This window comes from Amycolatopsis sp. NPDC047767 (assembly GCF_040704195.1).
Taxonomy (GTDB): Bacteria; Actinomycetota; Actinomycetes; order Mycobacteriales; family Pseudonocardiaceae; genus Amycolatopsis.
Genome location: NZ_JBEYSJ010000022.1, coordinates 133,095 through 156,676, shown reverse-complemented (window position 1 = coordinate 156,676; position 23,582 = coordinate 133,095). Strand labels below are relative to the sequence as shown.

Genomic DNA, 23,582 nt, shown 5'->3' with positions numbered 1-23,582 from the left:
TCCTCAACAGCTCCACTTCACAACCGGAGGCCTTCGCCTGTCTGCACGACAGGCCGACCTCACCTCAACCGAGAACAACGTCCCCGGACATCACAGCTAGGCCAGCAACCGGCAAGGCTCAGCAACGCCGAAGCAGGTCTTCTTCGGTTTCGCGCGGCACGAGCAGCTTCGCGAAGCCGTCGCGCACGCCGATGAGCGGCGGGCGGCCCACGAGGTTGTAGTTCGACGCCAGCGAGTGGTGGTACGCGCCGGTGCACGGCACGGCCAGCAGGTCGCCGGCGTGGACGTCGTCGGGCAGGCAGACGTCGTCGGCCAGCACGTCACCCGACTCGCAGTGACGGCCGACCACGGTCATCGGCGTGCGCGCGGCCTTGGTGTGCCGTCCGACGAGCCGCGCGGTGTAGCGGGCGCCGTACAGGGCGGGGCGCGCGTTGTCGCTCATGCCGCCGTCGACGGCGACGAACGTGCGGCTGCCGCGCTTCACCGCGCACACCCGGTACACCGTGATCCCGGCGGGGCCGACGATCGCGCGACCGGGCTCGATCGTCAAGCGGGGCAAGGGAAAGTCGTGCGACGAGCATTCGTACCCCAGCGCCACCCGCAGCCGGCGGGCGTAGCCGTCGAGGTCGAAGCTCGCTTCGCGGTCGAGGTACGGCACGGCGTGGCCGCCGCCGAGGTCCAGCTCGCGCAGGGTGATGCCGTACTGGTCGCGCACGCGCACCAGCACCTCCACCATGCGCCGCGCGGCCTCTTCGTAGCGGTCGACGCGGGCGACCTGCGAGCCGATGTGGCAGTGGAGCCCGACCAGCCTGAGCCCGGGCTGCGCGAGCACGGCGGCGACGGCGCGGTCCACGTTGTCGCGGACGTCCGGGCGCAGCGAGAAGCCGAACTTCTGGCCTTCGGTGCCGGTCGTGATCGCCGCGTGGGTGTCGCCGGAGACGCCGGGCGTCACGCGGATCATGACCTGTTGCGCGCCGTGGGCCAGTGCGCCGAGCTGCTCGATCTCGTCGAGCGAGTCGAGGACGATGCGGCGCACGCCGTACTCCAGCGCGGCCTTGAGGTCTTCGGGGGTTTTCGCGTTGCCGTGCAACAGGATCCGCTCGGCGGGGAAGCCGATGGACCGCGCGACGGCGAGCTCGCCCGCCGAACAGGTGTCGAGCGACAGGCCTTCCTCGGCCACCCAGCGCAGCACGGCGCGGGTACACAGCGCCTTGCTCGCGAAGGCCACTTCGGCCTCCGGCAGGGCGCGGCGGTAGGCGCGTGCGGTGTCGCGCACCTGGGCCTCGTCGATGAGGTACGCCGGGGTCCCGAACCGGTTGGCCAGGTGGCTCACCGGAGCACCCGCGAAGATCAGCTCACCGCCTTCGCCGAGGCAGGTGCTGCGCGGCCAGAGCCCCGGCTCGAGATGGTCGGCGGCCTCGCAACCGAGGCTGGGGAGGAGCTCGCTGAGTGTCACGGTGACCTCCGGGCGATGTGCGAATTCGGACACCGTCAGCACACTGCGGCGGTGTTCGATTCGCCCCAACCGTGAACACCACCCTGACGCTCCGCCCGGCCGCGCTGACACGTTCTTAACACGCGAGTAACTTCGGCCACATTCCGTTTGACCTGCGAAGAGTCGATTTTTCCCGCGGAGTCCCGTCTCATGGGACATGGTTGAAGAGATGACGGACTTCGCGACCGAAACCGAGACGCACCGCCACGAGCTGCGGGTGCACTGCTACCGGCTGCTGGGTTCTTACGACGAGGCCGAGGACTTGGTGCAGGAGACGCTGCTGCGCGCGTGGCGTGGCCGCGGCACCTACGACGGCCGAGCGAGCCTGCGCGCGTGGCTGTACCGCATCGCGACGAACGCGTGCCTGGATCACCTCGCCGCGCACCCGCGTGAGCTGCCGGTGCTGGACCTGCCGGCGACCGGCGGGTCCGATCTGGCGCCGCGGCCGGACGTCGCCGTGCCGTGGTTGCAGCCGGTGCCCGACGACGTGCTCGGCGAGGTGGTCGCGCGCGAGACCGTTGAGCTGGCCTTCCTCGCGGCGATCCAGCACCTGTCCCCCCGCCGTCGTGCGGCGGTGGTGCTGCGTGACGTCCTCGGCTGGTCGGCCCGCGAGACGGCGGCCGCGCTGGAGACGACGCCGGCGTCGATCAACACCGCGGTGCTGCAGGCACGGGCGGCGCTGAAGGAGCACCTGCCGGAGCGGCGAACGGAGTGGTCGGCTGAGGGCAGCGGGGAGGAACGCGCGGTGGTGGCCCGGTACATGGCGGCGCTGGTGGATCACGACGAGGCGGCCTTCGCGTCGCTGCTGCGCGAAGACGTCCGCTGCAGTCACGCCGCGGGCGCCGGCGGGCACGTCGGCGCGGAGCCCACTTGGTACGCGGGCCGGGAGACCGTGCTCGAAGGCTGGGCGCCGGCGCTGCGCGGGCCGGACGCCGTGGCTTTCCGCGTGCTGGCAACGCGAGCCAACGGCCTCCCGGCGCTCGCGACCTACGTCCGGATCGACGGCGAGTTCCGGGCGTTCGGGCTCAACGTGTTGCGAATCGCCCGGGGCAATGTCGCCGAAGTGACAACATTCGCACCGGCGGTGTTCGAGCTGTTCGATTTCCCGCAAACATTGATCGATTGACCCCGCTCAGGGCACGAGATCTCCCTGTGCGGCACCGCGATCTCGTCGCGGTGCCGACGCCGGGATGGGTCAGGTCAGCGCATCTTCTCCGGAACCGTGTCCAGCGCGTGCACCATCTGCACGGCCAGCTCACGAGCCTTTTCCTCAGAGAGCTTGGTGTTGTCCAGCACGATCTTCTTCACACGCTCGACCCGCGTTTCGTAACGGCTCGGCGGCAGGGCAGTGGCGGTCATCATCGTCCTCGGTGTTGGGCTTTTTTCGCGGCGCCGCAGACGCAACCGCGCTCGGTGTGGCCGGCGGCGGTCGCGGCGCAGTACCTGCGGGCGATCACGTCGTGCTCCTCGAGCGGGTGCGGGCAGCTGGGGCAGGACGTCTCGGGCCGGACCTCGGTCGGCGTGTCGTGTTCGGCGGCGGTCATGACGTGGCCGGCTCCGGCGTGCGCTCGCGCAGGGGAGCGCCGACGGAGTGGAGGTGTTCGAGCACGTAGCCGTAGGAGCGCGCCCAGCCGCACTGGGCGTAGGAAATCCCGTGGCGGGCGCAGAACTCGCGCACGATCACCTGCGCGTGCTTGAGGTTTCCGCGGGCCATGCTCGGGAAGAGGTGGTGCTCGATCTGGTAGTTGAGGCCGCCGAGGGCGAAGTCGACGACGACGCCGCCGCGGATGTTGCGCGACGTCAGCACCTGCTTGCGCAGGAAGTCGAGCTTGTGGCCCGTGGTGAGCATTTCCATGCCCTTGTGGTTGGGAGCGAACGAACATCCCATGTACAAACCCCACAGGAACTGGTGTACGACGATGAACACCAGACCCGTCAGGGGTGACAACACGATGAACACCGCGGCGAGGTACGCCACCAGGTGCCCGATCAGCAGCGTCGACTCGAGTTTGTGGCGGCGCATGTCACCTGCCCATACCGCGCGAACGCTCGCCACGTGCAAGTTGAGGCCTTCGAGCAGCAGCAGCGGGAAGAACAGGAACGCCTGGTACTTCGCGACCCAGCGCAGGAAACCTCGCTTGTCGTGGCTCTGCGCCCGCGAGAACGCGAGCGCGGCGATGTCGACGTCCGGGTCCTCGTCCTCGTGGTTCGGGTTGGCGTGGTGACGGTTGTGGGTGGCGATCCACCAGCCGTAGCTGAGCCCGGTGAGTCCACCGTGGACGAGTCCGGTGGCGTCGTTGGCCTTGCGGCTGGAGAAGATCTGCTTGTGGCCGGCGTCGTGGCCGATGAAGGCCAGCTGCGCGAACATCATCGCGAAAAACGCGGCGAGGAAAAGCTGCCACCAGGAGTCGCCGAGAAACGCGAACGCCACCCAGCCGCCGGCGAAGGCGGCGAGGTTGAGGCCGATGCGGATTCCGTAGGCGATACGGCGGCGTTTCAGCAGGCCGGCCGCCTTGACGAGCCGGGAAAGTTCGGCGAAATCACTTCCGGTGGACGGTTCTGTGGTGTCGAAAGTTGAGGACGAAGTCATGCCAGCACCGCTCTGGTTCAGGCGAATCGCTTGTCCAGCGACGGTTTCCGGCCACGACGGGTCCGGGTCCAGTCCGGGAGAAGGGCGCTGGGGCCTGGCCGCGGTGGCACCGCAGCCTGCACCCACCTTCTCACCCTTGGCTGGCAAAGGCAATTGCCCACAGGTGTCGAGAAACCTTACGAAAGTCCCCACGACGAGAGCAGGCCGAAAATCCGCTCGCGCTCGGCCGCGGTCAGCAGCCGGCTCGGCGGGCGCACGTCGGGCCGGCAGAGGCCGAGTTGTGACAACGCGTCCTTGACGACGCTCACGTTGTTGGCGTTGCGCTCGGCCGCGCGCATCTGTTCGAACGGCCGGATCAGTTCCCACAACCGCATGGCACCGGGGAAATCGCGCTCGCGCAGCCGGGCGAACAGGTCGAGCGAGATGCGCGGCGCGACGTTCACCAGCCCCGACGTGAACCCGTGCGCGCCGACGGCGAAATAGCCCGGCGCCGAAAGCTCGGCCAGCCCCGCGATCCACACGAACCGTTCGAGACCGGCGTCACGTGAAACTGTTGCAAAACGCACAGGATCTGACACCGCGTACTTCACACCGATCACATTCGGCGCCGCGTCGGCCAGGCGCGCGAGCTCTTCGCCGCCGATTTCCGGGTTGCGCACGTACAGCACCACGCCGACCTCCGGCACGGCCGACGCGATCGCGCGGTGGTACTCGACCCAGCCCTCGCGCGAGACGTACGGGTGCACCGGCTGGTGGATCATCACCAGGTCGGCACCGGTGTCGCGCGCGTGCCGGGCCGCCTTCACGGCCGTGCGCACGTCGTGCCCGACGCCCGCCAGCACGCTCGCCTCCCGCGCAGCCTTCACCGTGACCTCGACACACAGCCGGGTCTCGTGCTCGTCGAGCGCGTAGAACTCGCCGGTGTTGCCGTTGGGCGTGACCACCTCGACGCCGCCGGTCACCAGCCGCTCGACGAGCCGGCCGTACGTCTCCGCCTCGACTCCGCCGCTCCCGTTGAACGGCGTCACGGGGATCGCGACGACGCCCGCCAACCGCCGTTTCTGCACTTCGAACGCCACTGGTGTGTCCGATCTGATATATGATGTGTCGGCGCAGAGGGTAGCACGGTGAGCTGGGTCAGGCGTCCTGATCTTCGGGTCGGTAGACCTGCACGGAGACGCCCTTGCCGGTCGTGCGATGTTCGACGAGCCGCAGTGACTGCCGCGGTGTTCCCGGCGGGAACAGCCGTTGTCCCTTTCCCAACACCACCGGGAACACCCACACGCGGTGCTCGTCCACCAGGCCGGCCGCCAGCAGCGTCCGGAGCAGATCGCTGCTGCCGTGCACCTGCAGCTCGCGTCCGGGCTCGGCCTTGAGCTCGGTCACCGCCCGCACGACGTCGCCGCGCAGGAACGCGGTGCCCTGCCACGACGAGCGCGTGAGCGTGCGCGAGGCGACGTACTTCGGCAGTGAGTTGAGCGGTCCCGCGATCGGGTCGGAGCCGCCGACGGTGGGCCAGTAGCCCGCGAAGATCTCGTACGTGCGGCGCCCGAGCAGGAACGCGTCGGCGCGCGAGAACCAGTCGGCGGTGTACTCGGCCATCACCGCGTCGTAGTACGGCGTGAGCCAGCCGCCGAGGTCGAAGCCGCCCCGCGGGTCCTCGGTGGGCGTGCCCGGGCCCTGCACCACGCCGTCGAGGGAGACGAAGGTGGTGGCGGTGAGCGTGGTCATGCCATCGACCCGAACGTCGGGGCGCCCGCGGCCGCGTACTCCTGGATGACGACGCCGGTACTCGTCGCGCTGGTGGACAGCGGGCGCAGGGCGAGCGGGTGGGCGCCGGCGGGGAAGAGCGGGTGGCCTTCGCCGAGGACGACGGGGAAGACGAGCAGGCGGTACTCGTCGACGAGGTCGTCGAGCTCGGCCACGAGGCTGCCGCTGGCGTGCAGCTGCAGCTCGCCGTCGTAGCGGGCCTTGAGCCGGCGGACCTCGGTGGCGAGGTCGCCGGTGACGACGTGCCGCGGCAGGTCACCGGAGCTCGGGCAGTAGTCGGCGACGTCCCTGACCTGCAGGAACGCCGACGCTCGGCGTTGCCAGCGGGCCAGGGCCGCGTCCATCTGCGCGTCGACGTGACCCGGTCCGCGCACCACGCCGTCCAGGGTCAGGAACGCCGTGACGGTCAGCTTGCCCATCGGTCGTCTCCCTCGTTCGTCGGGTCTGTGGTGAACCGTCGAACGAGGGATGCGCCGAATCGACAACTTCTTGTGCGCGGGCTACCAGTTTTTGTGCGGAGATTTTCAGCCGGCGAGGAACGCCGCGAGCTGCTCGACCACGAACGCGTGGTCCTCGGCCTGCGGCAGGCCCGAGACGCCGACCGTGCCGACCGGCCCGACGTCCTTGACCAGCACCGGGAAGACGCCGCCGTGGGCTGCGTAGAGATCGGGGTCGAGGCGGGAGTCGGCCTCGAAGCTGCTGCCCTTCGCGCGGAACTGCGTGCCCACGAGGAACGAGCTGTGCCCGTAGCGGTCGACGACGCGGCTCTTGCGATCGATCCAGGCGTCGTTGTCGGCCGATGTTCCCGGGAGTGCGGCGTGGAACAACCGCTGTCCGTTTCTGCGCACGGAGACGGTGACGGGCAGGGCGCGTTCGCGCGCGGCGGCGAGCAGGTGCTGGCCGAGCGCGAGGGCGGTCTCGTTGTCGAACCGGGGGAACACCAGCCGGCTCTCCTGTTCGAGGAGCTCCTGGATGAGCTCGGTTTCGGTCGTCATGTCCGATATTAAATCAACACTGTTGTTTAATTGCCACCGTGTTCAGCCGCGGTTCACATTCGGCTGCTTGTCGTGCGCCGTGACCTGGGGAAGGCTGCTTGCCGCGCGTGATGTGGATCTCCGTCACGCACATTCCGGACGAGGAGGTACGGATGGGGCAGGCGGAAGGGCGGCTGAGCCGTCGCTCGGTGCTCGGCGGCGCGGCGGCGGCCGGCATGGCAGGCGCGGCGGCGGGTCTCGGCGGCGCGTTCGCCGAGGCGGCCGCGGGCCCCCGGCGGCGCGGCAGCCTCGACGACGTCGAGCACGTCGTGGTGCTCATGCAGGAGAACCGGTCGTTCGACCACTACTACGGCACGGCGGCCGGCGTCCGCGGCTTCGGCGACACCGCGGCCGTGCGCGATGTGTTCCGCCAGCCCGACGCCCAGCGCACCGACGGCGGCCGGCTGCTGCCGTTCCACGTCGACACCGCGCTCGTCGACGGCCAGGACCTCGGCGACCTCGCGCACGACTGGGCCACGACGCACCAGGCGTGGGCCAACGGCGCCTACGACGCGTGGGTCCCGGCCAAGACCGAGATGACCATGAGCTACTTCAACCGCGACGACCTGCCGTTCCACCGCGCGCTCGCGAGCGCGTTCACCTTGTGCGACAACTACTTCTGCTCACTGCAGGGCCCGACCACGCCCAACCGCCTCTACCACTGGACGGGCATGATCGACCCGGACGGCGAGCTGGGCGGCCCCGCGACGTGGAACCCGGACGACTACAAGCCCGTCTACCGCTGGACGACCTACCCCGAACGCCTGCAGGCCGCCGGCATCTCCTGGCAGGTCTACGCGAACGACGAGGTCGGCGACGGCGCGGACGGCTACGTCGGCGACTACGGCGACAATCCACTGTGGCTGTTCCAGCAGTACCACGACGCGCTGGCGTCGTCGGACCCGAAGAAGCGCCAGCTCGCCGAGCGGGCCAGCCTGCGCGCGCAGTGGAAAGCGGATTCGGGGCAGGGCAAGAACGTCGACCACGTGCTGCAGCAGTTCGTGGCGGACTGCAAGGCGGGCACGTTGCCGGCGGTGTCGTGGGTCGTGGCGCCCTACGCGTACTGCGAACACCCGGCCGCGCGGCCCGTCGACGGTGCGGCTTACACCCAGCGCGTGCTGAAGGCCTTGTGGGACAACCCGAAGCTGTGGGAGTCCACTGTGGTCCTGATCAACTACGACGAGAACGACGGGTTCTTCGACCACGTCGTGCCGCCGTGCGCCCCGGCCGGGACGCCGGGTGAGCTGCTGCCGGTGAACCAGCCGTCGGGCCCCGGCGGCGTCGGCACGGGCGCGCTGGCGCCGATCGGCCTCGGGCCGCGCGTGCCGATGACGGTGATCTCGCCGTGGAGCCGCGGTGGGTTCGTGAACTCGCAGGTGTTCGACCACACGTCCGTACTGCGGTTCCTGGAGACGTGGACGGGGGTGCGCGAGCCCAACATCTCCGCGTGGCGCCGCGAGATCTGCGGTGACCTGACGAGCTGCTTCGACTTCTCGCGCAAGGACGTTTCGATTCCCGTGCTGCCGGACGCCACGGCGTTGCGCGCCGAGGCCGACCGGACGCAGACGAAGCTGCCCAAGCCGGCGCCCCCGCTGACGGGCCAGCAGTCGATGCCGGAACAGGAACGCGGCACGGCTCCGGCGCGGGCGTTGCCGTATCAGCCGGTGGCTTCTGTTTCGGTGGGCGCGGGGTCGCTGGCTCTGCAGGCGTCGAACCACGGGGCGGCTGGTTTGCAGCTGGCTTCTTACGCTTATCACGCGGGTGGGGTTTCGCAGCGGTTCGACGTTTCCGGTGGTGGTTCGGCTGCCGGGAAGATTGCGTTTTCTGGTTCTTATGACGTTGCTGTCCACGGGCCGAATGGATTTGTCGTGGAAGCTTCCGGCGATTCTTCAACGGCCGGGGTGGAGGTCTCGGCCGCCATTTCGGGGTCGGCGGCGCACCCGGTTTTTGTGGTGAAGGTGACCAATTCGCTGTCCCGATCGGCGACTTTGACAGTCAAGGGCCGCCCCGGTTTTGTCGTGGGCCCGCACGGTTCGCACACACTTTCCGTCGACGCTCTGACGGACAATTCCGGCTGGTACGACCTGCGCCTGTCCCTCGTCGGCCACCCGGAGTGGCACCGGCGCTTCGCCGGCCACCTGGAGAACGGCCAACCAAGCCGGACGGCCTGACCCGGCTGCGCGGGGGACCGTTCGCTGGGCGAATGGTCCCCCGGCGCGCCGCATCCGTGCGCGACTGGACCTCTGGCCGCGCCCGACGGCACGACCGGCCCTTTCGCGCACTGATCGCGCCGCGACTGGACCTTTCGCGCACAGCCTGAGGGTGCGACCGGTCCACTCGCGCACCGACCGCGACGCGACTGGACCGTTCGTGCTCGGCTTGAGGGTCCGACTGCGATACGAGAGGACCTTTCGCGCCGCCGTTTGAGCGCCAGCGGACCTGTCACGGCGCGCCGAGTGCGAGCGAAGGGACCGCTCGTGTCCGCGATAGCGGGGCGAGTGGTGGTCGTTTCGTGCTTGTCGCGCCGCCGCGAGTGGTCCATCCACACCGTCCTGGCTGTGCGAGGGGTCTTTCGTGCGCGGCTTGAGGGTGCGACCGGTCTGTTCGCGCGTCGACCGCGACGCGACTGGACCGCTCGTGCCGTCGTGACCGCACGAGGGGACCGCTCGTGTCGCAGTTGCGGAGCGAGCGGTCGTTTCGTGATTGTCTCTGCGGCGCGAGTGGTCCCCTCGCGCCGCCAGTGACCGGTGCGAGGGGACCGTTCGCGCGCATGAAGCGGCACGAGCGCTCCGTTCGCCTGGCGAAATGCGCGAATGGTCCCCTCGCATCAACCCCCTAGCCCCGCAAAGCGTTCAGCGCGAACGCCGCATACATCGCCACCCCGGCAGGCATCGCGGCTTCGTCGAAGACCACCCGGTTCGAGTGGTTCGCCGGAGCGTCCGAGGGCGACACCCCCGGTGGGCAGGCGCCGAGGAACGCGAATGCCCCCGGAACACGTTGCAGGACATACGAAAAGTCCTCCGCCCCCATGATCGGGTGGGGGATCTCCTGGACGCTCTCCGAGCCCAGCACCGTCGCGCCGAGGGCCAGGACCTCGGCGGCCACCTCGGGGTCGTTGACGGTGGGCGGGTAGCCCGGCTCGATGTCGGCCAGGACGCGGCAGCCGTGGGCCGCGCCGATGGACTCGCAGACGCGGGGCAGCTCGGTGCGGACGACGGCGCGCGTGGCTTCCGACAGGGTGCGGATGGTCCCTTCGAGCACGGCCGTCTCGGGGATGATGTTGGTGGTCGTGCCGGCTTCGATGCGGGTCACGGAGATCACGGCGGGGTCGAAGACGCCGATGCGGCGGGTGACCATCGTCTGCAGGGCGCCGACCATCGCGGCCGCCGCGGGGACGGGGTCGATGGCTTCCTGAGGGGCGGAGCCGTGGCCGCCGCGGCCGGTGACCTCGACGCGGAAGGTGTCGGCGGACGCCATCATCGCGCCGCCGCGGACCTGGAGGAGGCCGGTGGGCACGTTGGCCATGGCGTGGAGGCCGAAGGCGCGCGAGACGCGCGGGCCGGCGGCGTCGAGCACGCCCTCGTGGATCATGAAGCGCGCGCCGTGGTGGCCCTCCTCGCCGGGCTGGAACATGAAGACCACGGAGCCGGCCAGCGAATCCACGCGCGAGGCCAGCAGGCGGGCGGCGGAGGCGAGCATGGCGACGTGGGTGTCGTGCCCGCAGGCGTGCATGGAGTCGTCGACCTCGGACGAGAACTCGAGGCCGGTGTCCTCGTGCAGCGGCAGCGCGTCCATGTCCCCGCGCAGCAGCACGGCCGGGCCCGGGCGCGCGCCGCGCAGCACGGCGGTGAGCGACGTCGTGGCGCGGCCTTCGGTCACGGAAAGCGGCAGGTCGGCCAGGGCCGAACGGATCGCTTCCTGCGTCCGCGGCAGCTGGAGCCCCTGCTCCGGACGGCGGTGCAGGGCGCGGCGCAACGCGACGGTGCGGTCCTGCAGCTCCCGCGCGGCGTCGAGCAGCCCGTTGAAGCGGGTGTCCGGGAGAGTCGGCAGGTCGGTGGGTCCGGTCATGGCTCGATAGTGGCACCACGGACGCTTCGGGTGCACCGTGCGTGCGCTCGCATCGGCGGCGGAATACGGTGTGCGCATGGCGGTGCAAGAGCCGGTCACGGGCTTCGCGATGGCAGTGGTCCGAGAAGACGGTCGGTGGCGGTGCAGTGCGCTCGATCCCGCGGCGCTCACGGAGCTCGACGCGGCGATCACCGAGCTGGGGAAACTCCGCTCGACCGGCGCGGCGTTCGGGCTGCTGGCGGTGGACGACGAGTTCTTCGTGATCGTGCGGCCCAGCCCGCGAGGCCCGTCGCTGCTGCTGTCGGACGCCGCGGCGGCGCTCGACTACGACATCGCCGCGGACGTGCTCGACGTGCTGCGCGTCGACCCGCCCGACGAGGACGACGACGCCGTCTGGCCCGAAGGCGACCTCGACATCCTCGCCGATCTCGGACTGCCGGGCGGCGAGCTTGAAGTTATCGTCGGAGAGGTGGATCTCTACCCCGACGAGCAGCTCCAGATGATCGCCCAGCGCTGCGGCTTCGCGGCCGAGTTCTCGAAACTGCTGGACGAGCTCTGAGACGCCCGGCCGACACCGAAGCCGTGCAGGCGGCGCTCGAAGCCGCGCGCGGTCCAGGCGCCGATGTGCCCATCGGCGCCGTGGTGTTCGGCCCTGACGGAAGGCCTCTCGCCGCGGCCCGCAACGCCCGCGTCGAGCTCGGCGACCCCACCGCCCACGCGGAAATCCTCGCCCTGCGCGCGGCCGCCCGCGTCCACGGCGACGGCTGGCGCCTGGAGGGCTGCACGCTCGCCGTCACGTTGGAACCCTGCACGATGTGCGCCGGTGCCCTCGTGCTCGCCCGCATCTCCCGCCTGGTCTTCGGCGCGTGGGAACCCAAGACCGGCGCCGTGTCCTCCCTCTGGGACGTCGTGCGCGACCGCCGGCTCAACCACCGCCCCGAAGTCCACGGCGGTGTGCTGGCCACCGAGTGCGCCGCGCTGCTCGAGACGTACTTCGCCACCCGCCGCCACCCCGCCGACGCCCTGCCTTCGGCCTCCGGTATTGTTCTCGGCGGTGGCGTGTCCGAGCGGCCGAAGGAGCACGACTCGAAATCGTGTGACGGTTAATCCCGTCCGTGGGTTCAAATCCCACCGCCACCGCTCGCGAGTGGGCGAGGTATGTCAACGGAAAGCGTTGATGTGCCTCGCTCGCTGTGTTTTCTGGGGGTGCAACCCCCAGGCCCCGCCCGGAGGGCGTTGCCCCCGGACCCCCGGTGGTGGTTGCGACTGGTGAGTTGGTCACGGGGGTTGGTGATCGTCTTTGAAAGACAACTCCGGTGGCGTTCAGGTTGACCGCAGGTCGGCACGGCCGAGTTGGGGGCGTTCGTTTCGGGGTGCGGGTTAGCTGGTCGGGTTCGCTGGAATCTGGGCACCTCAGTTGCGGGGCGCGGCTTTGACGGCGGGCGTCGCTGGGACCCCTGGCACCGCCGTTGGGGGGTGCGATTTTGCTGGCGGGCGTCGCTGGAATCCAGGGGGTCGCAGTTGCGGGGCGCGGGTTTGACGGTGGGCGTCGCTGGGACCCGAGGGACCGCTGTTGTGGGGCGCGGGGGTTGCTGGCGGGCGCGGCTGGAATTCAGGGGCCTCGGTGCCGGAGGGCAAGGCTGTGGGGCGGCGGCGCCGGGAGCCGGGTGCGTCAGTCGAAGGGCAGGACTGGAGTGCCGAAGGGTTCCAGGAACGAGATGGTCTCCATGATCGTCGAGACGCCCGTTTCGACGGCGCGCGCGACGGCGGCGCAGGCGTCGAGTACTGGTTGCACCGCCTCGGTCGAGCGGTCGCCGGCCAGGACGGCGACGGCGGACGCGGCGGCGGAGCCGGCGACGCAGATGACCTGGGCTGCCGTCTCGGTGGCGAGGCGGTCCAGGAGGTCGGCCAGGTCCAGGCCGACGGCGGCGGTGCGGGCGGCGGCTTCGGCGGCCTGCCGGTAGTGCACGTCGAGCTCGTCGGCGCGGGTGCGGAACCGCGCGGCGGGCTCGCCGCCCCAGCGGCGTTCCGCGCGGTGGGCGCCGCTTTCGAAGGCGAGCCGCGCGGTGACCAGGACGTCGCGGCCGGTGGACAAGGTGCGGGCCGAATCGCGGATGGCGGGAGGCGAGCAGTCGATCTGCTGCAGCGCGGCCACGGGGTCCGGGGCGCCCAGGCGCGCGCCGGCCTTCCGCAGCGGCTCGAGGGTCGCGGCGGCTTTCTCCAGGGCCGGGTGCAGGAACGGCATCAGGTGAACAGCGCCGTCGCCACCGCGGGGCGGATCTTCTCCGCGTGCCCGCCCGCCGCCATGCGCAGGCGGCCGGCGAGGTCGGACGTCGCGTCGCCGAGGACGCGGGCGTCGACGTCGCGCGCGGCCAGCGCGGCCTCCCAGCGCGCGGCCAGCTCGCGCGCGGGCGCGGAGATGCCGAACGGCGTCGACTCCAGACGCGCCTCGGCGAACCGGCCGGCCGCCTGGTCGGCGTCGGCCGCGGCCTTGTCCAGCGCGTCGGCCGCGGCGCGCAGCCGCTCGCTCGTCGAGCTCGCCATGGGACCTCCCTTCCCGGAACAAACAGTTCAAGGTGGCCAGGCCCCCACCTCGTCACCCTGTAGGGGGAGATCTAACCTCATCACGTCCTGTGTGGTCACTCGGCCGGGCGTAGGACAGTTTCACATCGTGAAGAGCCTTGACCGCGCTCGGCAGCGCTGACGATCATCGCGCCCATGCCAGCCACCCGCCCGCGCCGCCGGCCCGGCCGCCCGTCCGGTGCCGGCACAGCCGCGCGCCGGTCGCCGCGGCGAGCCACCCCGATCGGCCGAACTCCGCTCAACCAAGCCGATTCGACCACGCGGAGGGCTTGATGTCGATCGACCTGCTGCGCTCGTCGGCCACCCCCGCCGACGGCATCCTCGAAGGCCCGCGCGTGCTGCGCCGGCTGCCCGAAGGGGTTGAAGAACGCCCCTACGAGCTGTTCACCCTCCGCCCCCTCGGTCGGGTGATCGGGGCCGAAATCGAGGGCGTCGACCTCGGAGCGTCATTGACCCCCCGGGTTCGCGAAGAGCTGAACCGCGCGTTGCTGGAGTGGAAGGTGCTGTTCTTCCGCGAACAGAAAATGACGTCGGAACAACAGCGCGTGTTCGCTTCCCACTGGGGCGCGTTGGAAACCAACCCTTTCATCCCGCAAGGCGACAACGACGAGGTCGTCCGCTTCACCCGCACCGCGGGCATGCCGGGTTACGAGAACATCTGGCACACCGACGTCACCTGGCGCCCAGCACCCGCGCTCGGCTCCGTCCTCCGGCTGGTGGAGGTCCCGCCGATCGGCGGCGACACGATGTGGGCCGACATGGCCGCCGCCTACGACAACCTGCCCGCCGACGTGCGCGAACGCATCGACGGCCTGACCGCCGTCCACGACTTCGTCCCCGGCTTCGAACGCTTCACCGACCCGGACCTGCTGGCCGCCCACCAGGACCGCTTCCCGCCCGTCGAGCACCCGATCGTCCGCGTCCACCCCGAGACGGGCCGGCGGACGCTGTTCGTGAACCAGGCCTTCACCACCCACGTCGTGGGCCTCGACAAACCCGAGAGCGACCGCCTGCTCCGCTCCCTGTTCCTCCAGGCCCACACGCCCGAGTACCAGGTGCGCTTCCGCTGGACCCGCGACGCCGTGGCGTTCTGGGACAACCGCGCGACCCAGCACTACGCCGTGAACGACTACCACCCCCACAACCGGGTGGCCGAACGCGTCGCGATCGTCGGCGACCGGCCATTTGGGCCTAGCCTGGTCGTATGAGCGAACCCAAGGCCGTGGTCACCGCGTTCCTGCAGGCTCTCGAAGACATGGACGTCGAACGGGCGCTGAGCCACGTCGCTGTCGACATCACCTACCAGAACGTGCCGCTCCCGCCCGCCCGCGGGCTCACGGCCGTGGAGAAGCAGCTGCGCACGCTGACCCGGTTCGGCACCGGGTTCGAAGCACGCACGCACCACATCGCCGCCGACGGCAACATCGTGCTCACCGAACGCACCGACGTGCTGCGCCGCGGCTCGTTCGCGGCGGAGTTCTGGGTGTGCGGCACCTTCGAGGTCGAGAACGGCCGGATCGTGCTGTGGCGCGACTACTTCGACTGGACGACGTTCCTCGCGGCCAGCGCGAAGGGCGCCGGACGCGCTGCACTGTCGGGCGCCAAGACCCTCATCGGCAAGTACCGCTCGTAGGTGGTGCGGCCGCCAAGCCGCCGCCGCACCACCCACGAACCCCCGGGGCAAACTTTCTCGAGGACGCCGCGGTCGCGAGCGAAGCGGAAGATCCCGCGTCCGCGGCGTTCCTCAGCGGGGCGCGAAACCGCGCAAGCCGAACACGATCAACCCCCATGTGATCGTGTCGCCTCCCCCCGCGGTGTGCGACCCGTGAGCTCCCGGGAAGTGGTCTGGGCCACTTTCTCGTGGGCTCGCGAGTAAAGGTACCTCCGCCGCAAACGCACCGCGCCAAAGCTTGACCTGCATTTAAGGCAGATGGGCCGTCCGGGTGACGACCTGGGGAAACGCCCTCAGCGCTTCGGCGCGAGAAACCCTTCGACGGTGCCGATCCCGGCTCCCACGGCCACCTTTGTGGACCGCCGCGCCGACAGCTCGGCCACGTGCCGCAGCACCTGCGCCGCGGCCTCGCCGGCCAGCGGCACGCACTCGTTGTCCTCGCCGCGGCGCACCGGAATGAGTTCGAGCCGCGGCCGGTCGCCGAGCAGGCACCCGGCGAGCAGTCCGTCGACGTGGCGGCCGCGCATCGCGGGCCAGTCGAACACGAGGTTGCCGAGGCTGTAGAGGATCGGGCGGCCGCGGTAGACCTCCACGGCCTGGATGCTGTGCGGCCCGTGGCCCACCACGAGGTCGGCGCCCGCGTCGATGATCGCGTGGGCGTAGGCGATCTGGTACTCGGTGAGCTCCTCGCCCGGCAGTCCCCAGTGCATCGACACGATCACGTGGTCGGCCGTCGCGCGGGCGCGGTGGACGTCGGCGACCAGGCGTTCCAGGTCCGCCGGCACCGGGGTGGTGTGGACGATCGGCGGCCGGCCCGGCACGTCGAGCACCCGCGGGTCCGGCTGGTAGGAGGTGTACGCGCCGGCGACCGCGACGCCCGCCGAATCGGCCTTCGCCTCTTGGCCGACCGGCCAGCACAGCGACGTGAACGCGAGGAAGGCGACGCGGCGGTCGGCCCGCTCGATCACGGCCGGCGTGTGCGCGGCGGTGAGGTTCGGACCGCCGCCGCAGTACGCGATCCCGGCCTTCTCCAGCACCGCCAGGCTCGCGAGCATGGCCGGCGGCGGGTACGTCACGTTGTTGGCCACCGACACCACGTCGATGCCGGCGGCGGTGAGCGCCTCGACCATTTCGGGTGCGGAATGGCGCCAATTCGGCTTGTGCGGGATGTCCAGACCGCCGTGGTCGCCCATCGATCCCGACAGCGGGCCCTCGAGGTTGACGAAACGCAGGTCGGCTCCGCTCAACAACGGAGTCAGCGCCCGGAATGCCGTTTTCGGCTCGGTCCGCCCCTGCACGTTGACGTCTCCGCCGAGTACGAGAGAGATCACTGTGTCAACCCGTCCCTCGGAGGTAATTCCGCGAACTCGTTACGAATCGTTGCCTCTTAGTCTTCCTACCCTTCGCTTGTTCGGGGGACGATGCGTCGACCGTTCATGCAAAGGGGACTCAGGGTGACCATATCCGGTCGAAGAAAGAGCGTGCTGACCGCCGCTGCCGTCGCGGGCTTGGTGGTGAGCGGCGCTCCCGCCGCACTCGCCACACCCAGCGCGGACGCGGTCATCGCCGAGGTCTACGGCGGCGGGGGCAACGCCGGCGCCACCCTCACCAACGACTTCGTGGAGCTCGCGAACCGCGGCGGCACGCCGCTCGCGCTCGACGGCTTCAGCGTGCAGTACCTGCCAGCCACGGCCAGCGCGTCGAGCACGTGGCAGGTCACGAAGCTCGCCGGCTCGGTCGCCGCGGGCGGCCGCTACCTCGTCCAGGAGTCGAAGGGCACCGGCGGCACCGTCGCGCTGCCCACCCCGGACGCGACCGGGACCATCTCGATGTCCGGCACCGCCGGCACGATCGCGCTCGTCAGCGGCTCCACCGCGCTGACCTGCAAGACCGCCGCCGACTGCGCCGCCGACCCGCAGGTCAAGGACCTCGTCGGCTTCGGTGACGCCGTGGTCCGCGAGGGTACGCCGACCGCCGCGCTGTCGAACACGACCTCGGCCGCGCGCGCCGCGTCGCTGGCCGACACGGACAACAACAGCGCCGACTTCACCGTCGGCGACCCGACGCCCACCAACTCCAAGGGCGAGACGGCCGGCGGCGGCGACACCGGTCCGGTCGACCCGGGAACCCCCGCGAAGATCCACGACATCCAGGGCACCACGCGGATCTCGCCGTTCAAGGACAAGAAGGTCAGCGACGTCACGGGCATCGTCACGGCCGTGCGCACCTTTGGTTCGTCGCGCGGCTTCTGGCTCACCGACCCCAACCCCGACAGCGACCCGCGCACCAGCGAGGGCCTGTTCGTGTTCACCGGTTCGACCACGCCCGCCGTGGCCGTCGGCGACGCGGTGACCGCGGCCGGCACGGTGAAGGAGTTCTACCCGGACGCCCCGGCGACCTCGAACTACCAGTCGCTCACCGAGCTGTCCAGTGCACAGTGGACGGTCGGTACGCACGGGAACCCGGTGCCCGCGCCCACGAAGATCACGCCCGACCAGATCCCGGACGTGCTCGCACCCAATGCCGGCGGCAACATCGAGGCGCTGGCGCTGGAGCCGGCGAAGTACGCGCTGGACTTCTGGGAGTCGCACGAGAGCGAGATCATCAGCATCTCCGACGCCCGCGTGGTCGGCCCGAGCAACGACTTCGACGAGCTGTACGTGACGACGAAGCCGCAGCAGAACCCGACGCCGCGCGGCGGCACGGTCTACCTGGGCTACGACAAGATCAACACGGGCGTGCTGAAGGTCCAGTCGATCATCCCGTTCGACCAGCAGCCGTTCCCGAAGGTCAACACCGGTGACGTGCTGACCGGCACGACCTCCGGCCCGGTCGAGTACAGCAGCTTCGGCGGCTACACGCTCTTCGCATCGCAGATGGGTCCGGTGAAGGACAACCACCTGCAGAAGGAGGTTACGGCGCGCCAGCGTCCGGGCCAGCTCGCGGTGGCGACGTACAACGTCGAGAACCTCGCGCCGTCCGACCCGGACACGAAGTTCGCGCAGCTCGCGCACGGCATCGTCGACAACCTGGCCGCGCCGGACGTCGTGAACCTGGAGGAGATCCAGGACAACGACGGCGCCACCGACGACGGCGTGGTCACCGCCGACGTGACGCTCAAGAAGTTCACCGACGCGATCGTCGCGGCGGGCGGCCCGCACTACCAGTGGCGCGAGATCGACCCGACCAACGACGAGGACGGCGGCGAACCGGGCGGCAACATCCGCGTGGGCTTCCTGTTCAACCCGGCGCGAGTGTCCTTCGTGGACCGTCCGGGTGGCAGCGCGACCTCCTCGGTGGGCGTCGTGAAGGACCACGGCAAGGTGCACCTGACGCAGTCCCCGGGCCGCGTCGACCCGACGGACGACGCGTGGACCGACAGCCGCAAGCCGCTGGCCGGCGAGTTCGTCTTCCAGGGCCGCACGGTGTTCGTGATCGCCAACCACTTCAACTCGAAGGGCGGCGACCAGCCGACGCACGGCCGGTTCCAGCCGCCGGTGCGCAGCTCCGAGGTGCAGCGCCAGAAGCAGGCGACCGTGCTGAAGGGGTTCGTGTCCCAGCTGCTTTCGGCCGACCGCAACGCCAACGTGGTGGTGGCCGGTGACCTCAACGACTACCAGTTCTCGCCCGCGCTGGCCCAGCTGACGTCCGGCGGCCTGAAGGACCTCATCTCGACGCTGCCCGCCGCCGAGCGGTACAGCTACGTGTTCGAGGGCCAGTCGCAGGTCCTGGACCACATCCTGGCCGCCCCGGCGCTTCGCGGCGTGGACTACGACGTGGTCCACATCAACGCCGAGTTCGCCGACCAGGCCAGCGACCACGACCCGCAGATCGTGCGGTTCCGGCCGTCGACGGGGAACAAGCTGCAGGACCTGGCTTACGACCTGCTGGACTACCTGGACCAGCTGCTGGGGCGGACTGCTCCGCGTAAGTAGTTCTCTCGTAACGCTGAAGGCCACCATTCTCCGCGAATGGTGGCCTTCAGCGTGTCCGGGGACGCGGTGATCTGGAACAAGTAGCCGATCGGCGCGATACCCGTAGCCGAAAGGCGTACGTGGTGATCACTCCGGCGGGCGTTGTCCGGAGTGGGCCGGGATTCGTACGTTCGGACCAACCGATGAGGAGGTCCGAATGCGCAGGATGGTGACCGTGGCCGCGGCTGTTCTGGTGGCCGGCACGGTGGTGGCGGCGCCCGCCATGGCGGTGTCCGGTGGTGAGCCCACGCCCGAGGGTGCGGCGCCGTGGATGGCGACGGTCGTGTTCAAGGGCGACGAGCCCCTGGTGCAGCGGGAAAGCTGCGGTGGGGCGTTGATCGCGCCGGATCGGGTGGCGACGGCGGCGCACTGCCTCGACCACGTGGACCCGACGCATTTCGAGGTGCACCTCGGGGGTGGGACGCTGTCGACCGATCCCGGGCGGATCGTGCCGATCGAGGGGTGGTCGATCGACCCGGGGTTTCGGCTGATCCCGTCGCCGCTGGCGCCGGAGGATTACTCGAAGGCCAGTGCGGCCGACGACGTCGCCGTGATCAAGCTGGCGCGTCCGGTGTTCGACGTCCCGACGTTGCCGGTGGCCACCCGAGCGCCGAAGCCGGGGTCCACTGTGGACGTGTACGGGCACGGGCTCACCAAAACACCGGACCCAAAGGATCCGTTGCCCGCGCTCGGTGATCAGCTCGCGCACGCGCAGCTCGAGGTCATCGACGACCAGGCGTGCGGACAGTCGTTCGGGAGCTCGGACGTGGTCGACGGCCCGTCGGTGCTGTGTACGCAGGCCGCGGCCACGGTCTGTCCCGGCGACAGCGGTGGTCCGCTGGTTCAGGACGGCCGGCTCGTCGGCGTCGTCAGCTTCGCCGGTGAGGTCGCGGGCAAGCAGTGCGGTGAGCCGACCGCAAACGGGTTCGCCGATGCGGTCGCGTTGCGGAAATTCCTGACGCAGCCGAGGCCGCCGCTGGCGCCGATGACTGAGCACGAGCCGACGATCACCGGCACCAAAGCCGCAGGCAACACGCTCACCTGTGACGCTCCGAAGTGGACGAACGGCGAACCGGCCAAGGTGGACTACGCCTGGTACTCCAATCGGGTCGACCCGGCGAACGGCTTCGAGTTCTACGTCCCGGTCGAGGGCGCCACGAACCCGCAGCTCACGATCACCCCGGACCTCGCGGCCCACAAGCTGAACTGCGGCGTCACCGCCAGTACCGCGGGCGGCACCGTCGTGCTCTACACCGACGTCGTCTGACGCGTCAGCGTTTCGCCCGCCACCCGAGCGCCAGCACCGCCTGCACCAGCTCCTGGTACGACGGCTTCACTTCCTCGAGATACCGGTCCAGGTACTGCGGCCGCGCCGTCGACACCGGCTGCGGATCGTCGGCCGGCTCGAGGAAGTTCAGCCGGGCGACGTTGTGCAGGGCCATCTTCCACCAGCGCGACGCGCGTTCGGCCGCCTTCTCCTCGCGTTCCTTCGCGGCGGAGACGGCGGCGTGCGCGTCGGCGAGCTGGTGGTCGATCTCGTCGGCGCGGGCGAGCTCCCAGGCCCGCAGATTGTCGGCGGAGCCGCGGGCCAGGCCGACGATCTCCTTGTAGCGCATGGCCGCGCTGGCATCGTCCGTCATGACGGGTCTCCGGAGGTCTCGGGGCGCTGGAAGGGGATGATCACTTCGGGGGCGCCGTGCGTGGTGCGGTCGAAGAACAACGCGCGGCCCTGACGCGGCGACCAGTGCACGACCTGGCCGGCGGCGAACGGCGAAAGCTCGTTGCCCTGCACGTCGAGCGCCGCCCACGTGCCGATGTCGTCGGTGCCGCCGAAGCCGAGCGTGTCCTTGAGCCGCGCGATGCTGCGCCACCAGCCGATGGTGTGCACGCCGTGGCCCGGGCCGGTCTTGAGCACCGTGCGCAGGTGGTCGAGGCCGCTCTTGAGCTGGCCGGGTGCCTTGGTCTCCAACGCGGGCAACGCGGCGTCCACCCCGTACAGCAGCAGGATCCGCGACGGACCGCCGAGCTCCCCTTCGACGATCGAGGTCAGCAGAGCCGACAGGTCGTCGATCAGGTCCGCGATGTGCCCCTCGGCGCGCAGCCGCTCCGTCAGCTCCAGCACGGCCGGTGCGCACGCCTCGATCGGGCAGAACAGCACGAACTCGACCTCGCCGATCTCGTACTGCCGCGCGAGCGACCGAGCCGCGGAGTCCATGATGGACAGTGCCTCGGCCGACGCGCCGCCCAGCACGGCGACGTTGCGACCCGGCGCACGCGGCAGCTCGACGCCCTGCGCGGCCTCCGTCACGTCGATCGACTGGCCCAGCAGCGCGCGCGGGCGCGAGGTGGGCTTGAGCTCCGTGTACGCCGGGAACTGTTCCAGTACCGGCGAATGTGCGCCGTCGAACAGCCGGGGGCGCGGGAAGCGTCCGGAGTAGAGCTCCCACAGCTTGTGCTGCAGGTCGACGAACACGTTGCGGCTGCTCGCGTCCGGGATGTGCGCGAGCAGGTTTCCGTGCGCCACACCGGAGTCGTGGTTGATCACGGCGTGCCACTTCGGCGCGGACACGGCCGCGTTGTTCGTCTCCGCCAGCACACGCCGCGCCTTCGGCATGGCGATGCGCAGCGTGCACTGCTCGAACACCGCCGGCTTGCCCCAGAACGCCTCGATGCCCGCGACGTCCTGGCTCGCCAGCACGAGGTGGATGCCCTGCGAACGCCCTCGCCGCGCGATGTCCTCCAGCAGCTGCGTGGCCGTGGCCGTGACCTGGTCGCGCCCGGCGAACAGGTACTGGAACTCGTCGATCACGGCCACGATCCGCGGCCAGTGCCCGCCCGGGTCCTGCTCGCGCAGGTCGGCCAGGTTCGTGACCTCGTGTTCCTTGGCGGCGGCCGAACGCCGGCGCAGCTCGTCGGCGAGGAACCGCAGCAGCGCCAGGCCGAACTCGCGGTCGGTGTTCACGTTGACACCCACGAGCTTCGCGTGCGGCAGCCAGCTCGCGTCCTTGCGGCCGGGCGCCAGGCCCGCGAACGACACGCCTTCCTTGAAGTCCAGGAGGTACAGCGCCAGCTCGTCCGGTGTGTAGCGCGCGGCGAGGCTGCCCAGCAGCGCGTACAGGAAGTTCGTCTTGCCGGATCCGCTCGGCCCGCCGATCAGCGCGTGCGGGCTGGCGTCGCCGATCACGACCTCGACGGCCTCGCCCTCGTAGAACCCGACGGGCGCGCGCAGCTCCCGCGCCGAGCTCTCCTGACCGAACTCCGTGGGCAGCAGGTCGGCGAACGACCGCGGCCCGCCCTGCTTGGCGATCAACGCTTCCGCGATCCGCCCGGCCGCGCGGATGACCTGCCCGGACGGCAGCGGCGGGTCGAGGTCGACGACGAGGTCGGTGCCCGTCATGCTGCTGATCGCGCGCCGTTCGTCGAGCAGGCTCAGCGATTCGACCGACGCGCTCACGGCCGTGGGCACGTCGATCAGGATCAGGCAGATCCCCGCGGCGAGCGCGCCGCTGGCCACGCGCTTGAGGTCGCGCGCGAGCTCGGGTTCCAGCGTTTCGCCGTTGCCGTAGAGCACTGCGATCCGGTACGGCTCCACGCGCTGGTTGCCGGCGCGGCGCAGCTCCCGCAACGACGTGTGCCCGGCCTGCATGCCGGTGGCGTGGATGCGGCGGATGTGGCCGGCGAGCTCGTCGAGGAGGTCTTCCAGCCGCGTCGGGTCGTACAGCGACAGCGCGCTGGTGCGGCTGATCGGGTACAGGTCGGGCAGGATCGCGGTGAGCTGTCCGATGTCCCACAGGTGGATCTTCACGGCGCCGGGCTCGAACGTCGAGAGCACCCGCATCAGCAGGTTCTGCACGATCCCGTCGATCACCGGCCGCGTTTTGGGCGCCGAGGTGATCTGCAGGTGCGACTCGTCGAGCAGGGGCACGGCGACGTCGAACGTCCGCGAGATGTCGCGGCCGGCCGCCGTCGCCGAGCCCACGCGCCACAGCCCCGGCGCGATGATGCCGGGGTTGGTCCCCACCCGGCCGAGCCATTCGCTCGGCGGCCGCCCCGCGGGGCCCGGGGCGTTGGCCGCCACCAGGTCCCGCAGGGCGCCCGGGCCCGAGCTCCAGTCGGTGTAGAACGCGTTGCGCACGCCGCCGAGCGAAGCGAACACCTCGTGCGCGGCCGGGTGCCGCGCCCATTCGGTCTGCTGCTCGGCATCGGCGTGGTTCATGCCGACCCGCACGATTTCCTGTTCGAGAGCGAGCCGCGCCACGTCGGCCTCCGCGGCCTCGCGGGCGCCGGCGGCGGCACCGAGCACGAGCCCGATCTGGTGCCGGACCCGGTCCAGCGCCGTCTGAACACGGTTGCGCTGCTCGGCGGATTTACTGGCCATCGGTGCTGCTCATAGCGC

At 70.4% G+C, this 23,582-nt stretch carries 21 protein-coding genes, 1 tRNA gene and 1 pseudogene; 9 read left to right on the top strand and 14 right to left on the bottom strand.

Annotated elements, in window-relative coordinates; translation table 11 throughout:
* Positions 1-118: 118 nt before the first annotated feature.
* Entirely contained in the window at positions 119-1,456 is a 1,338-nt protein-coding gene (gene lysA, locus AB0878_RS32900) for a diaminopimelate decarboxylase (protein WP_366584091.1), read from the bottom strand.
* A gap of 208 nt (positions 1,457-1,664) precedes the next feature.
* Between lysA and AB0878_RS32895 the strand changes: the two genes are divergently transcribed.
* Positions 1,665-2,621 (top strand): RNA polymerase subunit sigma-70, encoded by a 957-nt coding sequence (locus tag AB0878_RS32895; protein WP_366584090.1) that lies wholly within the window; start codon positions 1,665-1,667, stop codon positions 2,619-2,621.
* A gap of 74 nt (positions 2,622-2,695) precedes the next feature.
* Here the strand turns inward: AB0878_RS32895 and AB0878_RS32890 are convergent, their stop codons facing one another.
* The 7 genes from AB0878_RS32890 to AB0878_RS32860 all read right to left on the bottom strand — a co-directional run bounded on the left by AB0878_RS32890 (position 2,696) and on the right by AB0878_RS32860 (position 6,850).
* On the bottom strand, positions 2,696-2,854 hold the full coding sequence (locus AB0878_RS32890; protein ID WP_366584089.1) for a DUF6307 family protein: 159 nt from the start codon (positions 2,852-2,854) through the stop codon (positions 2,696-2,698).
* Positions 2,854-3,039, bottom strand: coding sequence for an RGCVC family protein (locus AB0878_RS32885; RefSeq protein WP_366584088.1), 186 nt, complete (start codon positions 3,037-3,039; stop codon positions 2,854-2,856). Before AB0878_RS32885 ends, AB0878_RS32890 begins: the two co-directional genes overlap by 1 nt.
* Positions 3,036-4,085 carry an acyl-CoA desaturase gene (locus AB0878_RS32880; RefSeq protein WP_366584087.1) on the bottom strand — a complete coding sequence of 350 codons (1,050 nt, stop codon included), beginning with the start codon at positions 4,083-4,085 and terminating at the stop codon, positions 3,036-3,038. The genes AB0878_RS32885 and AB0878_RS32880 overlap by 4 nt, the downstream gene beginning before the upstream one ends.
* 176 nt (positions 4,086-4,261) lie before the next feature.
* A complete protein-coding gene (locus tag AB0878_RS32875) occupies positions 4,262-5,164 on the bottom strand; it encodes a dihydrodipicolinate synthase family protein (protein ID WP_366584086.1) in 903 nt (300 codons plus the stop codon).
* Positions 5,165-5,222: 58 nt separating this feature from the next.
* Positions 5,223-5,816, bottom strand: a complete 594-nt coding sequence (locus AB0878_RS32870) for a dihydrofolate reductase family protein (protein ID WP_366584085.1) — start codon at positions 5,814-5,816, stop codon at positions 5,223-5,225.
* The gene (locus AB0878_RS32865; RefSeq protein WP_366584084.1) at positions 5,813-6,274 is read right to left on the bottom strand and encodes a dihydrofolate reductase family protein; all 462 of its coding nucleotides are present in this window, start codon (positions 6,272-6,274) and stop codon (positions 5,813-5,815) included. Before AB0878_RS32865 ends, AB0878_RS32870 begins: the two co-directional genes overlap by 4 nt.
* 105 nt (positions 6,275-6,379) lie before the next feature.
* Positions 6,380-6,850 (bottom strand): heme-degrading domain-containing protein, encoded by a 471-nt coding sequence (locus AB0878_RS32860; RefSeq protein WP_366584083.1) that lies wholly within the window; start codon positions 6,848-6,850, stop codon positions 6,380-6,382.
* A gap of 152 nt (positions 6,851-7,002) precedes the next feature.
* On the opposite strand from AB0878_RS32860, the gene AB0878_RS32855 reads away from it, so the two are divergent.
* Complete coding sequence (locus tag AB0878_RS32855; protein ID WP_366584082.1) at positions 7,003-9,060, top strand: phosphocholine-specific phospholipase C; 2,058 nt, start codon at positions 7,003-7,005, stop codon at positions 9,058-9,060.
* 664 nt (positions 9,061-9,724) lie between these two features.
* On the opposite strand, the gene AB0878_RS32850 is transcribed toward AB0878_RS32855, so the two are convergent.
* On the bottom strand, positions 9,725-10,957 hold the full coding sequence (locus AB0878_RS32850; protein WP_366584081.1) for a M20 family metallopeptidase: 1,233 nt from the start codon (positions 10,955-10,957) through the stop codon (positions 9,725-9,727).
* A gap of 76 nt (positions 10,958-11,033) precedes the next feature.
* Between AB0878_RS32850 and AB0878_RS32845 the strand changes: the two genes are divergently transcribed.
* From AB0878_RS32845 to AB0878_RS32835, 3 genes and pseudogenes are all read left to right on the top strand, one after another.
* Positions 11,034-11,516 (top strand): tRNA adenosine deaminase-associated protein, encoded by a 483-nt coding sequence (locus AB0878_RS32845; protein ID WP_354864834.1) that lies wholly within the window; start codon positions 11,034-11,036, stop codon positions 11,514-11,516.
* Positions 11,517-11,539: 23 nt separating this feature from the next.
* Positions 11,540-11,965, top strand: a pseudogene (locus AB0878_RS32840) (nucleoside deaminase); the annotation flags it as partial.
* A gap of 45 nt (positions 11,966-12,010) precedes the next feature.
* Positions 12,011-12,097: transfer RNA gene (locus tag AB0878_RS32835), tRNA-Ser, on the top strand.
* 532 nt (positions 12,098-12,629) lie between these two features.
* Here AB0878_RS32835 and AB0878_RS32830 read toward each other — a convergent pair.
* A complete protein-coding gene (locus AB0878_RS32830) occupies positions 12,630-13,202 on the bottom strand; it encodes a hypothetical protein (protein WP_366584080.1) in 573 nt (190 codons plus the stop codon).
* On the bottom strand, positions 13,202-13,501 hold the full coding sequence (locus AB0878_RS32825) for a hypothetical protein (RefSeq protein ID WP_285971760.1): 300 nt from the start codon (positions 13,499-13,501) through the stop codon (positions 13,202-13,204). The genes AB0878_RS32830 and AB0878_RS32825 overlap by 1 nt, the downstream gene beginning before the upstream one ends.
* A 311-nt stretch (positions 13,502-13,812) precedes the next feature.
* Between AB0878_RS32825 and AB0878_RS32820 the strand changes: the two genes are divergently transcribed.
* Both AB0878_RS32820 and AB0878_RS32815 read left to right on the top strand, forming a co-directional pair.
* Positions 13,813-14,748, top strand: coding sequence for a TauD/TfdA family dioxygenase (locus AB0878_RS32820; RefSeq protein WP_366584079.1), 936 nt, complete (start codon positions 13,813-13,815; stop codon positions 14,746-14,748).
* Entirely contained in the window at positions 14,745-15,173 is a 429-nt protein-coding gene (locus AB0878_RS32815; RefSeq protein WP_366584078.1) for a limonene-1,2-epoxide hydrolase family protein, read from the top strand. Before AB0878_RS32820 ends, AB0878_RS32815 begins: the two co-directional genes overlap by 4 nt.
* A 332-nt stretch (positions 15,174-15,505) precedes the next feature.
* On the opposite strand, the gene AB0878_RS32810 is transcribed toward AB0878_RS32815, so the two are convergent.
* Entirely contained in the window at positions 15,506-16,543 is a 1,038-nt protein-coding gene (locus AB0878_RS32810) for a CapA family protein (protein WP_366584077.1), read from the bottom strand.
* A gap of 105 nt (positions 16,544-16,648) precedes the next feature.
* On the opposite strand from AB0878_RS32810, the gene AB0878_RS32805 reads away from it, so the two are divergent.
* Both AB0878_RS32805 and AB0878_RS32800 read left to right on the top strand, forming a co-directional pair.
* Positions 16,649-19,147: an endonuclease/exonuclease/phosphatase family protein gene (locus AB0878_RS32805; protein ID WP_366584076.1), complete on the top strand. Its 2,499-nt coding sequence runs from the start codon at positions 16,649-16,651 to the stop codon at positions 19,145-19,147.
* A gap of 196 nt (positions 19,148-19,343) precedes the next feature.
* Positions 19,344-20,453, top strand: coding sequence for a serine protease (locus AB0878_RS32800; RefSeq protein ID WP_366584075.1), 1,110 nt, complete (start codon positions 19,344-19,346; stop codon positions 20,451-20,453).
* 4 nt (positions 20,454-20,457) lie between these two features.
* Here the strand turns inward: AB0878_RS32800 and AB0878_RS32795 are convergent, their stop codons facing one another.
* Together AB0878_RS32795 and AB0878_RS32790 are read right to left on the bottom strand one after the other, a co-directional pair.
* Entirely contained in the window at positions 20,458-20,826 is a 369-nt protein-coding gene (locus AB0878_RS32795; RefSeq protein ID WP_360601296.1) for a hypothetical protein, read from the bottom strand.
* Positions 20,823-23,564: an FtsK/SpoIIIE domain-containing protein gene (locus tag AB0878_RS32790; RefSeq protein ID WP_366584074.1), complete on the bottom strand. Its 2,742-nt coding sequence runs from the start codon at positions 23,562-23,564 to the stop codon at positions 20,823-20,825. The genes AB0878_RS32795 and AB0878_RS32790 overlap by 4 nt, the downstream gene beginning before the upstream one ends.
* Positions 23,565-23,582: the final 18 nt, after the last annotated feature.